Raw genomic sequence first — 13,630 nt, 5'->3', positions numbered from 1 at the left:
CCATTTTTAACTTCTAAGTTACTGAAAATTAAAGATTGAGGTCTGTAAATTCACTTGTGCAACTACATTTAACGGTATGGGATAATATTCATGCTGATACAAAAGTGTCTAGTACTATTTGATGAATCGTAACAAAAATGACAAAATATCATGGAAATTGATTAAAAAATAATCAAAATTGTAACAATATATGAAATTTGATGCTTTTGGCATCGTTTTTACATAAATATTTCTTGACTTTTAATTTAAATAAGAAAAACCAGTCTTATCGACTGGTGATTTCTTTGCCTAAAAGCCACAATGCTGTCGCATACATTCTGCTTTTATTATAGGTGGTTATGACTTGAAAGTTCGGGTAAGTGATGTAATAAGCTGGACCATAACTTTCTTGCAGTTGAATCAAGTTCACCATATCTAAATCATCTATCTTTACAAGAGAATTGATAGGTGAAACAGATTGGGTTTTTAACACGCCATAAGGGGTGGGTTGTGTTAAATCTTTGGCAATCACTGCATCGGGGTTTGTACCCGTATAACGTGCCGCAAAGGCAATAGGTTGATCACGCTGCCAACCATTTTTTGCGAGATAATTGGCAATAGAACCAATGGCATCTACAGCTGAGTTACGTAAGTCGACATGACCATTGCCATCATAGTCCACACCAAATTTTGGAATATTACTTGGCATAAATTGAGGATAACCAACTGCACCTGCATAGGAACCGACAATGGAATTTGCAGGTACACCATCTTTATATGACCAAGCGATCAGTGCTGCAAGTTCGTCTTGGAAATATTGAGCACGTCGTTCATAACCAAACCCCAGCGTTGCAAGTGCATCACGTGTAATAAAGGAGCCTTTATTGCCACCGAATCCAGTTTCAACACCTAAAATACCGAGAATGACAGATTGAGGTACACCAAACTCTTGTTCTGCTCGATTTAATGTATCTGCATATTGGTTGCGAAAACGAACACCACGTTGGATTAAACCTTCGCTGAGGAAATTGGTTTTATATTCGTACCAAGGTTTACTTTCACCCGGACGATTCATAATACTAATGATATTGGGAAGATTTCGTGAACCATTCATTGCCCAGTCGACTTGTTCCGCACTGAGTCCGTAAGTCTGCATAGTTCTGTATTTGAAATTTGAATAATTAGGATCATTGGCAAAATCATTGGCCTGACAAAAGCTGGTGATTGACAATGTGCCAATGACTAAAGGTATTCGAGATAATTTTTTCAATACGTTTATCTTTAACATACGTTTAATTATTCCTAAAAATTATTATGAACTAAAGTTTAGAGCGAAATTTATTATCGATGGGTGTGAATAGACATCACAATACCAAAGGTCGCCATTAAGGTAATAATTGCGGTACCGCCATAACTCATAAAAGGTAATGGAATACCTGTTACAGGTAGAATACCACTGACCATTCCTGCATTTACAAATACGTATACAAAAAAGGATAGACCTAAACCACCTGCCAGTAATCTGCCATAATTATGAAAGCTGTTAAGACTGATGGTTAAAGTTCGAATAATAATTGCAAAATAAAGTAACAGCAGAATGAACACCCCAACCAAACCAAATTCTTCTGAATATGCGGCAATAATAAAGTCCGTATGTCCTTCAGGTAGAAAGTGTAAATGCGATTGCGTCCCTTCTAAATACCCTTTACCCGTAATCCCACCAGAACCAATGGCAGTTTTTGACTGAATAATATTCCAACCTGAACCTAATGCGTCGGCTTGAGGGTCAAATAAAGTGAGTACACGTTGTTTTTGATAATCGTGTAATAAAAATTGCCATGCAATGGGGATAAACACGCCAGCAAGGGCAGCAGCTCCGCCAATCATCCACCAAGGTAGACCGCTTAAAAACAGCACAAAGATTCCACTGGCAAGGACGAGAGCTGATGTACCAAGATCAGGCTGTTTCGCAATCACCAAAAATGGAATAACGATTAAAATTAAACTATAAATAATTTGCGGTATAGAAGGTGGAAGTGTTTTACGTGACAGAAACCATGCAATCATCATGGGCATGCCAATTTTCATAAATTCACTGGGTTGTACGCTACCTATACCAGGAATATCAATCCAGCGCTGCGCGCCAAGCCGGGTTTCACCGACAAAGATGACCGCAATAAGTGCCAGCATACTAAACAAATAGAGAATAGGTGAAAAAGACTGGTAAACTTTTGGCGATATTTGTGCAATGGTGATCATCACCACAAAACCAATTGCAAAGCTCATGGCTTGCTTTGACACCATTGCTACATCTTGTGCGGAAGCACTGTATAAAGCTGTTAAACCAAGTAAAGCGTTAAGCAATAAAAAAAGAAACAGCCACGGATCAATATGCAGGCGATCCCAACGTGATGGAATATCGACTGTGCTGAGTCCGTCTCGTGGTGCTTGACGTAAGAATTTGTATTGCGATTCTGGCGGCATTTTGATATTGGATTATGTTAATTGTGGTGGCGATTTGCCTGATCAGGCATGCTAACATATCTCTATTTTTAAACAACGAAAATCCCAAGTTTCAACGCAATAAAAAATCTAGCCGAAGCTAGATTTTTAAAGTGTTGCGAGAGTTTTGTCTAATAATAAGTTATTGAACGAAGAGGGTGTCGTGATAATCAGCTACTGCATTCATTTCCTCTTTGGTCAAATTTGGAATGAGTTTATCAATCGCAATATGAATAGCTTTAATCACTGCAGAAGATGCAAGATCTGATGCTTTACGTTTAATCATGCCCAAATCAAGCGTTTTGTTAAAGTCATTCATAAAATGACGAACTGCAGCTTCAGCAAATTGTTTATATTGCTCTGAAAGGACAGCACGATTGATGTCATTGCCAGATTTAACTTCGGCATAACTATTTTTCAAGTTAGTGACCAATTCAGGTTTTAAGGGTGTCCCAATTCTGTAATTCCCTTCAGGATCTTTAAATAAACTTTTTTCAGAAAATTCGATTGATTGACGAGCAACGTCATTCGGAACTTTACTGAGTAATTGTTTAAGTAATACTGCAACAGTCGATTTGATATAGCCTGCAAGTTTTTCGCCTGTATCACGCTTATCACTTGGTGGGAAGCGGCGTACAAGTTCAATTAAAATTGCATCTATAATCTCATCATTAATCATGAGTGCAGATTGATCACGTAAAGGGTACAACGGCTCATTTGAATTTTTTTTCTCAATTCCAGTGAATACACTTTTTAATAATGCATCAGATGGAATGAAACCAAAATAGGACATCGATTAACCTCGGTATTAATTCATTTTATTGTCTAGCCAACCTGATTGGAGATGGCATCCATGCTAAATCGGATACACGACATGGGTTGATGTCTAATCCGCCTCGTCGTGTATATGTCGCATAGACCATTAATTTTTCTGGTCTAAAGGTCTCCCAAAGATCTGCATAGATTTGCTCTACGCATTGCTCGTGGAAACCATTATGCTGACGATAGGAGATAATATAAGCTAAAATGCTTCGATAACAAGGTTTTTTACCTTTATATCGGATGAATACCGTGCCCCAGTCGGGTTGTCCTGTGACTGGACAGTTACTACGTAATAAATGTGAATAAAGGTTAATTTCTACTTCATCACTGTCATTACCATCTTTATCATTTTCTGTCTCATCAAATGCCAATAATGAGGCATCAGGATGATTTTCTAATCGTTTCGGCTCAAGTGTATCAATACATTCACCAAAAGGTTGACTGACAAGCAAATCATCTGCTTGGAATAATGTCAGGGTAATTTCAGCTTCAGCAGCTTTGGACAAGTCTTTTTCAACCGTCGCAATAAAATCAGCTTGTGAAGCAAATTTGCTAAAGTTCAGGCTATTAAAGTACAGCTTTAAAGACTTCGATTCGATGAGGTTCGGCGAAGTTGCAGGCAGGGTAATACGACCAATGGCAACTTGTGGAATACCTTGAGTATTTAACCAAGAAATCTCAAACACATGCCACCAGTCTTTACCTTGGTAAATACCGTCAATATGGGCATATTTTTGACGTGCTTCGGCACGCGAAATAGGGAACAGAATATCGGGTTGATATTCTGTTGGATAGTTGGTGTCTTTACCTAATAAAGATTGTTCTACACTCATTATTCACGCATTCCTGAACTACGAGAAAGTAAATAGTACGCAATGGCATACAGTACGCCACAACACACAGTTACAAAGATTAAAGATGTAAATACATTGACATCGCTATGACCCAAAATGCCAAAACGGAATGCATTTACCATATATACAATAGGGTTAATCAAAGACAAATTTTGCCAAAAAGGGCTTAATGCTGAGATGGCATAAAACACACCCCCTAAATAGGTCAGAGGTGTGAGCACAAAAGTTGGAATAATTGAAATATCATCAAAAGACTTGGCATAAACAGCATTGATTAAGCCACCCAGTGAAAATAACAAGGCAGTAATAATCACGGTATAAACAGTCACAAAAATGTTATGAATGCTTAAGTCAGTAAAGAACATACTCATGATGGTGACGATCAAACCGACTAAAACACCACGACATACACCGCCAATCACATAACCCCAAATGATCAGATGCAGTGGCACTGGACTCATGAGTAATTCTTCAATACTTTTTTGAAATTTGACACTAAAGAAACTTGAAGACACGTTGGCATAACTGTTAGTGATCACGGCCATCATGATGAGACCTGGCACAATAAATTGCATATAGGTGAAACCACCCATTTCACCAATGCGTGAACCAACCAAATTACCAAAGATCACGAAATATAGACTCATGGTAATCGCAGGTGGAAGCAGCGTTTGTGGCCAAATCCGCATGAAACGACGGATTTCTTTACGTACTAAGGTCATCAAGGCTACGCTTAACTGATTAAAGTTCATGGCGTAGCTCCTTCAAGATTTTTTTCAACCATTTTGACAAATAATTCTTCAAGACGATTCGATTTATTACGCATACTCAGTACAGTGATACCCTGTGATTCAATGAGTTGAAATAAGTCATTCATTGAATGTGCTTTATCTAAGGTAACTTCTAAAGTTACAGGATCAATAAGATTAAAGCGTACACCCGTAATATTGAGATCAATGGGTTCAATCGGATGAGCTAAATCAAAAATAAATGATTCTTCATTGAGTTGATTTAAGAAAGATTTCATTGAGGTATCTTCTTTAATCACACCACGGTCGATAATGGCAATACGACGACATAATTGCTCTGCTTCTTCTAAATAGTGCGTCGTTAAAATAATAGAAGTGCCATTTTCGTTCATTTCGGTGAGGAATTCCCACATTGAGCGACGTAGCTCAATATCTACACCAGCCGTTGGCTCATCTAAGATTAAAAGTTTTGGTTCATGCATCATGGCACGGGCAATCATGAGACGACGTTTCATCCCACCAGAGAGCATACGGGCTTGAATGCCACGTTTATCCCAAAGCCCTAGTTTTTCTAGATATTGTTCTGCACGTTGTTGGGCGATTTTACGTGGAATACCGTAATAGCCTGCCTGAGTCACCAAAATATCAAAGGTTTTTTCAAAATGACCAAAGTTAAATTCTTGCGGAACAACACCGAGGCATTGTTTTGCTTCAGATGGGTGGGTATCTAGGTTATGTCCAAAGATTTCCACTGAGCCAGAAGTTTTTTTGGTTAAAGAGCTGATAATACTGATCGTGGTCGATTTACCTGCACCATTGGGACCTAAAAGTGCATAAAACTCACCCTCAGGAACACTGAGGTCAATTCCTTTGAGTGCTTGAAATCCGTTTCTGTAAGTTTTGGATAAATCCCTTAACGTCAATGCTTCAGTCATAGAATTCTCTATTGTTGATTAAGGATTGTATTGTGAGCGATATAAGGGAATAAACCAAGTAATTAGGATGGAATTATGCGTTGCATTTTTAGGAGGTTGTACAAAGTCTAAGCATTAAAAATGCTGTCTGATATATAGTTGCTTTACCTTATGGTTTTTTTTGTTATGATGTGCGTCGCGCGCTCATAGCTCAACTGGATAGAGTACAGGTCTCCGAAGCCTGTGGCGTGGGTTCGAGTCCCGCTGAGCGCACCATCTTTTTTCAAGCTTTAAAATAAAAAATATAAAAGCATCCACACGATATGCCTCATCTGACATTTACAGCTGCAAATATCAATCTTTAATTCATCCATACCTTTTAGTTTTGTTTTTTTAAGTCTGTGTTGAATGTGTTTTTCAAAATTGATCCAAATTTATACAATAGTGATAATTTTTTGCTTTAAATTTAATCATTGAGTTTAAATTAACTAATAAATTATCGAATCAAACGAATATTTCTGTACTATTCAGCATCAGGATTAGCGTGATAAATGCTGTGTAAAAACACACTTTATGATGCTAGTCCTTTTATTTTTTCCATTCGTCGCATTAAAGCGTCGTGTTGTTAAAAAATACAGCTGACTTGAGTCGTAGTATCAGGAATTTTATATGAGTGAGCGTAAAGGGGCGGAATCTTCTCAGGAAGATTTAGTCGGTGGAAATCTTTCTTCAATGCACAATGAAGAAAAATTAGAACGATCATTGTCAAATCGACATATTCAATTGATTGCCATTGGTGGCGCAATCGGAACTGGTTTATTCATGGGTTCTGGTAAGACACTGGGTGTTTCTGGAACATCGGTCATTTTGACCTACATGATTATTGGTTTTTTCTTTTTCTTTGTGATGCGAGCAATGGGGGAGTTGTTACTCTCAAATCTCAAATACAAATCGTTCGCTGATTTCTGTACTGCTTATTTAGGTTCGTGGGCTGGATTTTTTCTTGGTTGGTCATATTGGTTAAGCTGGGTTGTAGCTGCCATTGCAGATATGATTGTGATTGGTGGCTATATGCAATATTGGGATCCATCCCTTCCTGCTTGGATTCCTGCATTTGCAACCATTACAGTTTTAACTGTATTGAATTTACTCACCGTTAAGCTTTTTGGTGAAATGGAATTTTGGTTTGCCTTATTAAAAATATTTGCAATCCTGCTGTTTCTATTGGTCAGCCTTTATCTGATTTTTACCCATTTTGTTTCACCAAACGGAACAGTAGCATCATTCAGCCATTTACTCGATGAAAATGCATTGTTCCCATTTGGATTATCTGGCTTTTTTGCAGGCTTCCAAATTGCGATATTTTCATTTATTGGGATTGAGTTGGTTGGAACAACAGCAGCTGAAACTAAAGACCCACACACATCGTTACCTCGCGCGATTAACTCAATTCCAATTCGTATCATGTTGTTTTATGTGGCAGCACTGGTCTGTGTCGTATCCGTGACATCATGGAGTCAAATCAGTACTGAGCAAAGTCCATTTGTACAGTTTTTTACTTTGATTGGTATTCCAGCAGCGGCAAGTTTAATGAACTTTGTGGTTGCGACTTCAGCCATGTCTTCTGCAAATAGTGGAATATTTGCCACCAGTCGGATGTTATATGGATTAGCCGTTGAAAAAGATGCTGCACCGCAGTTTGGAAAGTTAACAAAACGTAAAGTACCTAAAAATAGCTTGTTATTTTCGATGCTTCTTGTGGTCATAGGAACATCTATTCTCTTTATTGTGCCGAACGTGATGACTGCATTTACCATTGTTTCTACATTCGGTTCGATTTTAGTTATTTTTACCTTTGCATTGATTTTAATGGCGTATTTAAGTTATCGACGTAAAGATCCTGAATTACATGCACAATCGACTTATAAGATGCCATTCGGTATTTTTATGTCATGGGCAACGTTGATCTTTTTGGCTTTTAGTCTTGTGATCTTGGCACTGAATTATCAAACGCTCATCGCATTGGCTATTTCGCCGTTTTGGTTCCTAGGATTGTATTTCTTTTATACACGTCGTAAGAAACATAAAGTAGTTCTATAACTCTATGTTTGGTAAGTATAAATTTTTGAAAAGTATGTGTGAGATAGATGTTAAAATACGATGACAAATTTTAAACCTATTTAAGATTTATTCAATTCAATTTGTGATTGAATAAAGTTTTGAAATGTTAAAACCATTGCATCAAATTCAACCTCAACCTATATTAAAACTACGGTAGGTCGTACATAGACGCTACTATTACAGTTGGATGGATCAATGACAGCTTGTTGCGTTTAATCTAGATAAAGTTTCTAAAACAAACTAAATTTAGCGCTTAAACAATAAACCAGCACTAGCCCTCCAACCTAGAAAGCTCGCAGAAATGCGGGCTTTTTTAATGTCTATCATTCACTATTTTATGATCGAGACAATAAAAAATCACCCTAAGGTGATTTTCTAGATTTGATCAAAATATTGAAATACATTAAGCAGATTTAACTTGATCTAAAACAGTCGCAAGTAAATGATAAAGTTCTTGACGATTTTTGTTGGCAGATTCGACATCTTTCTTTTCTAAACGAATTGAATGACCGACCAAGGTTTTGTCGTGTACTAAAATATGCTGAGTTGAAAGCGGATCTTCTTTAATCACTAAAATACGTTCAGGTTCAATACTGCTTAGACCTTGAAGGCTTGCTTCTAAAGTGCCATGAAAGTTCGATAAAATGAGTGCAGTGCGATTAGGGGTTTTTGTAAAAAACTTTGGCATTGTTATTATCCAGTTTGAGTATTTATTGTCTGAATATACAATAACGCAAAATTATGTGCCAAAGTTTTGTTTTTTGTAAATAATTTTCCAATGCCTGTGAGCTGGACACTGATTTAAAGTACTTTTCACATATCTACAAGGCATAAAAAAAATCATGCTAAACATAGATGACTCATTTTAAAGTGACATCGACATCATAACGACGAAATTCTTTAATCAGGTTTTCTAAAATCTCTTGCCACATAGTCGTGTTAGGCTCAATCAAGACTTCTTTTTGAGCTGTACTGTCATAACATTCAATTTGTTCAATGTGCCATTGATGAGATGATGTTTGAGATTTATGAATGACAATACGACGTGGTTGTAAGCGATCATTCAAATGGCGAGGGAGGACATAGCTGATGGCAAGTTGGATATTATCCAGCTCTTCTTTGGCGCTCAAGTAAGTGATTAACCAATTGCCGATTTTGCTGAGTTGCATGGGATTGTCTAATGGATTGAATTCTAAAATTTGAGACATCTCGATCCCCATTACCAAAATAAAACTCTTTATGCGGAAATGTCTAAAAAGTTGCTATGCAGCTTAAGTATAAGAGATTGATTTAAATGTCTAATAGTATTTATCTATTTAAAATAAATTGTTTAATAATAAATGCTTATAATTTAAGGGTCGTATTTAATGATCTTATTTTTGTGCTTTTTGAGATGTAAAAAGTCTTAAATAACTTTGATTTAAAAGCTCAATTTAACGTTTACAACACTTAAGGCCTGAATCTTCATGCATGAATATACAGGCCCAATATTTTGCTATGTGAACAAAGCCTTTAAAGGGTAGTAATACTGGTATTTTCTAAGGCTTTTTTCAGGTAAGGATCTAGGTCATCTTGACGTAGTAACCAGTTTACATAGTCTGATGGAAGATCAACAATTTTAGTCCCACGATGCTTACCAAAATTGATTGAACGAGGAATGCGTGCATCTTCAGATGCTTCATACAGTTCTTCAATACTTTGAATATTTAATTTGTAGATGATATGCATCAAAATATTGGCCGTTAAAATAATATCAGCATCTGCACGATGTGCACCTTTGAGCATTTCACGGGCTTTTTCACTGCCTTTACTGATCATATAGATTAAAGCAGAAATGTTATGTGCTTCAGCATCTGGCCAAACAAGTCGAGCCAATGCTAAGGTACAAATGGCTTTGATATGAGAGGTATCAACGCCACATTCTTGAATGGCACGAATATCATAATCAATATTGTGACCGATGATGTAAACGGTTTCAGAAGGTAGGGTAAAGGTGCCAAAGTTAGGTTGACCCACCAAATCTGATTCTAAAATATGATGCACAGCCATTGCAGCATATGAAATTTTTTCATCGCCTATGCTATAGAGTTGATCAAACATTTTTTCACGATCAAGCGACAATTTACCGTCGTGAATTTCAATCGGCGCATAGGCAATTTCGATAGGAAGACCATTTAAGGTATGTGTTTCAGTATCTAAAATAATGGCTTGCATGGTCTATTCCAAAGGCAACAATCAGTTTTGGTTTAATCTATCATTTCCAAGTATTTTGGCACAGTTGAAAATGTTAAAAGTCTTTTAAATAGGTGACTTTTGCACAGATGTGATGTGTATATAATCTTGCTTTAATTGATCTGACGAAAGTAAACCTTTATAGAGATATAAGGGTAAGCCGTCTTCTTGATCAACCAATTTCATAGCAACTGTTCCATCGCGATATTCAAATATGGCGCATGGCAGCGCATCGCGATCGAGAATAAAAAATCGTTTTTGTTTGATGGCAATATCATAGTCGGTGAAAGTTTGTTTGAGTAATCTTAAAAATACACTCTCATTGGTATTGAGTTTATTGAGCTCACGAATACGATCACTATCTGTTTGATGTTGTGCTTTAAATTTTAGCCTATCTTGATATGTCATGGAGGCATTACGTGTTTTATGTGTTTGTGTAGATGTTTTTTCCTGTTTTAGACTTCTCACCCAATACCCCAAAGCAAAAGCGAACAAAAGTAAAATAATATTCATAGTGGAATTGTTTTTTATCTCAATGGTTTATCTATTATAAAACAAAAAATATCAGTGTAAAAAATTTTTGAATAACTGTTGGAATGCTTAGTTTTTGCACTTTCGGTAATAAACGGTTAATCTTAAGCTATATAAACAAAGATAGTGCTCAAAACGATAAAAACAGTGCTCTAAATGAACAAAATAGTACGCTAAATCTTTGTTGAATAAGTCATAACAATAGCAAAAAAGGATTTTATGATGAACGATATATACAAAAAATTATTACTGTCTATGAGTTTCGCTTTTTTATCTGCATGTGGAGGGGATGATAATAGTGGTGGTGGGGATGATAATGGACCAGAACCAATTGAAACTACTCCATTAAATAATATTGCTAATCCAGTTGTATTTACACAAAACTATCAGAATGATAACGATGATGATCTAAATGATGTCTCTGCTCAGCAAAAGCAACTTTTATATAGAATGTTGGGTGTGGATGGGGTGGAAACCATTGCCTCTACTTTGGTTTTTGTTCCTACAGCTGCTGCACCTACAGGCGGCTATAAAATAGTGGTTTGGGCGCATGGCACGACCGGTGTTGGTGATGGTTGTGCACCAAGTGTACAAGGTCTAGGTGATACCGCCACAGATGTTGTAGAAGCGCTATTAAATGCAGGATATGTTGTCGTTGCACCAGACTATGAAGGTCTTGGCACAGCTGGTAGTCATCCTTTTTTGAACTTAAAAAGTGAAGCATTTTCAATTACTGATGCTGTGGTTGCTGCACGGGATTATTTGAGTAAACAAGGATTGCAAGTCTCAACCCAATGGGCAACGGTTGAACATTCGCAAGGGGGGCATGCGGCTTTAGGCGCAGCGCAATATGCTGAACGAGCTCAACTCGACTATAAAGGTACGATTGCATTTGCACCAGCGTCTAATTTGCACACCATTTTGCAAGCTGGTGAGGCGAGAGCAGCTGCAGTAAATCCTAATAGTCAATGGCCAATTTATGCTCAGTTAGATACATTTACAACGCTGGCTGTCGCGGGTATGCAAGGTTATAGTTTCTCAGTAGATTACAGCCAAGTGTTTAAATCTGACTTAGCGACTGTGGCACCTAAAGCGGAAACAGAATGCTTAACTGCTCTGGGTACGTCGATAAGTATCCCAATGTATTCTCATATATCAAATCCAGATAATGAAAACTTCAGTAATTATGGGCGTCTACAAGATAATTTTGCAGAAATTCCTACAATTAAAAAATTCTTAGAGAAGGACTCTCAACCATTACTCGTTCCAATAACAACGCCTATTTACATTTATCAAGGCACTGATGATCCTACTGTACCAAAATTTGTCACAGATATGTTGGTGAATACTGCGGGAAATTTGGGAAATAACATTATATATAAAACAGACAGCGCTCTTGATCCAAATTATTGGGATCATGATACGGTCGTTTCAGAAAACCTTACTTCCTTCTTAGCAGATATTTCAACTCTTTTTCAAAATTAAACACTTAATTTGACTTAAATCGTTCAGTTTGTTTTTAGACTGAACGATTTTTATTTAAAACTGAACAAACTTCATTCTCGAAATTGATAAACTTCATGCTACAATGTGCGCCAATCTTAGCACGGCTTAAAAGCCCTAAATTTAATAGGACCTCGCTAATGTTTGCCAATATCTCAATTGCCGAATTTGATCCGGAAATCGCAAAAGCAATCTCTCAAGAAGATGCTCGCCAAGAAGCTCATATTGAGTTAATTGCTTCTGAAAACTACTGTTCACCAGCAGTGATGGAAGCTCAAGGTTCAAAACTAACTAACAAATATGCTGAAGGCTACCCAGGCAAACGCTACTACGGCGGTTGTGAATATGTAGACGTGATTGAACAACTTGCTATTGACCGTGCTAAAGAACTCTTTGGTGCTGACTATGCAAACGTACAACCACATGCAGGTTCTCAAGCTAACTCTGCGGTTTACTTAGCTTTACTTAACCCTGGTGATACAGTGTTGGGTATGAGCTTGGCTCACGGTGGTCACTTGACTCACGGTGCAAAAGTAAGCTTCTCAGGTAAAACATATAACGCTGTTCAATACGGTTTAAACCCTGAAACGGGCGAAATCGACTACGAAGAAGTTGAACGTTTAGCAGAAGAACACAAGCCAAAAATGATCGTGGCTGGTTTCTCTGCGTATAGCCAAATTGTAGATTGGCAACGTTTCCGTGACATCGCGGATAAAGTTGGAGCTTACCTGTTCGTAGACATGGCTCACGTAGCAGGTTTAGTTGCTGCTGGTGTTTACCCGAGCCCAGTGCAAATTGCTGACGTAACGACGACTACGACGCATAAAACACTTCGTGGTCCACGTTCAGGTCTTATTCTTGCGAAAGCAAACGAAGAGATTGAGAAAAAACTTCAATCTGCAGTATTCCCAGGTAACCAAGGTGGTCCATTGGTTCACGCAGTTGCGGCGAAAGCAATTTGCTTTAAAGAAGCAATGGCACCTGAATACAAAACTTACCAACAACAAGTGGTTAAGAATGCTCAAGCAATGGCTGAAGTTTTAATCGCTCGTGGTTATGAAGTTGTTTCTGGTGGTACAAAGAACCATTTATTCCTATTGTCTTTAATCAAACAAGACATTACAGGTAAAGAAGCTGATGCTTGGTTAGGTGCTGCTCACATTACTGTGAACAAAAACTCTGTACCGAACGATCCACGTTCTCCGTTTGTCACTTCAGGTATCCGTATTGGTACACCTGCTGTAACTACACGTGGTTTCGGTGAAGCAGAAGTTCGTGATCTTGCAGGTTGGATCGCAGATATTCTTGATGCGAAAGGTGATGAAGCAGTGATTAATGCAGTGAAAGCGAAAGTTGAAACTGTATGCGCTAAATTCCCTGTATACGCTCAATAATCAAATTTTGCTTTGATGTTAAAAAGCCC

13 protein-coding genes and 1 tRNA gene are annotated in these 13,630 nt (G+C 37.6%); 4 read left to right on the top strand and 10 right to left on the bottom strand.

Going from position 1 to position 13,630, the window contains the following annotated elements; genetic code table 11:
* Positions 1 to 265: 265 nt before the first annotated feature.
* The 6 genes from mltB to G8E00_RS10770 all read right to left on the bottom strand — a co-directional run bounded on the left by mltB (position 266) and on the right by G8E00_RS10770 (position 5,841).
* Positions 266 to 1,267, bottom strand: a complete 1,002-nt coding sequence (mltB, locus tag G8E00_RS10795; protein ID WP_166010640.1) for a lytic murein transglycosylase B — start codon at positions 1,265 to 1,267, stop codon at positions 266 to 268.
* A gap of 53 nt (positions 1,268 to 1,320) precedes the next feature.
* On the bottom strand, positions 1,321 to 2,463 hold the full coding sequence (rodA, locus tag G8E00_RS10790) for a rod shape-determining protein RodA (protein ID WP_166010638.1): 1,143 nt from the start codon (positions 2,461 to 2,463) through the stop codon (positions 1,321 to 1,323).
* A 160-nt stretch (positions 2,464 to 2,623) separates the two neighbouring features.
* Positions 2,624 to 3,274 carry a hypothetical protein gene (locus G8E00_RS10785; RefSeq protein ID WP_166010636.1) on the bottom strand — a complete coding sequence of 217 codons (651 nt, stop codon included), beginning with the start codon at positions 3,272 to 3,274 and terminating at the stop codon, positions 2,624 to 2,626.
* 25 nt (positions 3,275 to 3,299) lie between these two features.
* Entirely contained in the window at positions 3,300 to 4,136 is an 837-nt protein-coding gene (queF, locus tag G8E00_RS10780; RefSeq protein WP_166010634.1) for an NADPH-dependent 7-cyano-7-deazaguanine reductase QueF, read from the bottom strand.
* Positions 4,136 to 4,909, bottom strand: coding sequence for an ABC transporter permease (locus G8E00_RS10775; protein WP_166010632.1), 774 nt, complete (start codon positions 4,907 to 4,909; stop codon positions 4,136 to 4,138). The genes queF and G8E00_RS10775 overlap by 1 nt, the downstream gene beginning before the upstream one ends.
* The gene (locus G8E00_RS10770; protein ID WP_166010630.1) at positions 4,906 to 5,841 is read right to left on the bottom strand and encodes an ABC transporter ATP-binding protein; all 936 of its coding nucleotides are present in this window, start codon (positions 5,839 to 5,841) and stop codon (positions 4,906 to 4,908) included. Before G8E00_RS10770 ends, G8E00_RS10775 begins: the two co-directional genes overlap by 4 nt.
* A gap of 179 nt (positions 5,842 to 6,020) precedes the next feature.
* Between G8E00_RS10770 and G8E00_RS10765 the strand changes: the two genes are divergently transcribed.
* Together G8E00_RS10765 and G8E00_RS10760 are read left to right on the top strand one after the other, a co-directional pair.
* A tRNA-Arg gene (locus tag G8E00_RS10765) sits at positions 6,021 to 6,096 on the top strand.
* 393 nt (positions 6,097 to 6,489) lie between these two features.
* Positions 6,490 to 7,920 carry an amino acid permease gene (locus tag G8E00_RS10760; RefSeq protein ID WP_166010628.1) on the top strand — a complete coding sequence of 477 codons (1,431 nt, stop codon included), beginning with the start codon at positions 6,490 to 6,492 and terminating at the stop codon, positions 7,918 to 7,920.
* Positions 7,921 to 8,344: 424 nt separating this feature from the next.
* Here G8E00_RS10760 and G8E00_RS10755 read toward each other — a convergent pair whose 3' ends face one another.
* From G8E00_RS10755 to G8E00_RS10740, 4 genes are all read right to left on the bottom strand, one after another.
* A complete protein-coding gene (locus tag G8E00_RS10755) occupies positions 8,345 to 8,629 on the bottom strand; it encodes a hypothetical protein (protein WP_166010626.1) in 285 nt (94 codons plus the stop codon).
* Between the two features lie 172 nt (positions 8,630 to 8,801).
* Entirely contained in the window at positions 8,802 to 9,149 is a 348-nt protein-coding gene (locus tag G8E00_RS10750; protein ID WP_166224503.1) for a hypothetical protein, read from the bottom strand.
* Between the two features lie 304 nt (positions 9,150 to 9,453).
* Entirely contained in the window at positions 9,454 to 10,155 is a 702-nt protein-coding gene (locus G8E00_RS10745) for a putative quorum-sensing-regulated virulence factor (protein WP_166224500.1), read from the bottom strand.
* Positions 10,156 to 10,239: 84 nt separating this feature from the next.
* Positions 10,240 to 10,686, bottom strand: a complete 447-nt coding sequence (locus G8E00_RS10740; protein WP_166224497.1) for a hypothetical protein — start codon at positions 10,684 to 10,686, stop codon at positions 10,240 to 10,242.
* Positions 10,687 to 10,926: 240 nt separating this feature from the next.
* Here G8E00_RS10740 and G8E00_RS10735 point away from each other — a divergent pair, with 240 nt between their 5' ends.
* Entirely contained in the window at positions 10,927 to 12,189 is a 1,263-nt protein-coding gene (locus tag G8E00_RS10735; RefSeq protein WP_171522900.1) for an alpha/beta hydrolase family protein, read from the top strand.
* A gap of 158 nt (positions 12,190 to 12,347) precedes the next feature.
* A complete protein-coding gene (gene glyA / locus G8E00_RS10730) occupies positions 12,348 to 13,601 on the top strand; it encodes a serine hydroxymethyltransferase (RefSeq protein ID WP_166010617.1) in 1,254 nt (417 codons plus the stop codon).
* Positions 13,602 to 13,630 lie beyond the last annotated feature (29 nt).

Origin of the sequence: Acinetobacter shaoyimingii, from assembly GCF_011578045.1 — a bacterium.
Taxonomy (GTDB): domain Bacteria; phylum Pseudomonadota; class Gammaproteobacteria; order Pseudomonadales; family Moraxellaceae; genus Acinetobacter; species Acinetobacter shaoyimingii.
Note: the sequence above shows the minus strand (reverse complement) of the source record. Positions and strands in the feature narration are given on the sequence as shown.

Excerpts from the sequence above, each read along its gene's own strand:
- mltB (WP_166010640.1), bottom strand. The coding sequence starts at position 1,267 with ATGTTAAAGATAAACGTATTGAAAAAATTATCTCGAATACCTTTAGTC.
- rodA (WP_166010638.1), bottom strand. The coding sequence starts at position 2,463 with ATGCCGCCAGAATCGCAATACAAATTCTTACGTCAAGCACCACGAGAC.
- G8E00_RS10785 (WP_166010636.1), bottom strand. The coding sequence starts at position 3,274 with ATGTCCTATTTTGGTTTCATTCCATCTGATGCATTATTAAAAAGTGTA.
- queF (WP_166010634.1), bottom strand. The coding sequence starts at position 4,136 with ATGAGTGTAGAACAATCTTTATTAGGTAAAGACACCAACTATCCAACA.
- G8E00_RS10775 (WP_166010632.1), bottom strand. The coding sequence starts at position 4,909 with ATGAACTTTAATCAGTTAAGCGTAGCCTTGATGACCTTAGTACGTAAA.
- G8E00_RS10770 (WP_166010630.1), bottom strand. The coding sequence starts at position 5,841 with ATGACTGAAGCATTGACGTTAAGGGATTTATCCAAAACTTACAGAAAC.
- G8E00_RS10760 (WP_166010628.1), top strand. The coding sequence starts at position 6,490 with ATGAGTGAGCGTAAAGGGGCGGAATCTTCTCAGGAAGATTTAGTCGGT.
- G8E00_RS10755 (WP_166010626.1), bottom strand. The coding sequence starts at position 8,629 with ATGCCAAAGTTTTTTACAAAAACCCCTAATCGCACTGCACTCATTTTA.
- G8E00_RS10750 (WP_166224503.1), bottom strand. The coding sequence starts at position 9,149 with ATGTCTCAAATTTTAGAATTCAATCCATTAGACAATCCCATGCAACTC.
- G8E00_RS10745 (WP_166224500.1), bottom strand. The coding sequence starts at position 10,155 with ATGCAAGCCATTATTTTAGATACTGAAACACATACCTTAAATGGTCTT.
- G8E00_RS10740 (WP_166224497.1), bottom strand. The coding sequence starts at position 10,686 with ATGAATATTATTTTACTTTTGTTCGCTTTTGCTTTGGGGTATTGGGTG.
- G8E00_RS10735 (WP_171522900.1), top strand. The coding sequence starts at position 10,927 with ATGAACGATATATACAAAAAATTATTACTGTCTATGAGTTTCGCTTTT.
- glyA (WP_166010617.1), top strand. The coding sequence starts at position 12,348 with ATGTTTGCCAATATCTCAATTGCCGAATTTGATCCGGAAATCGCAAAA.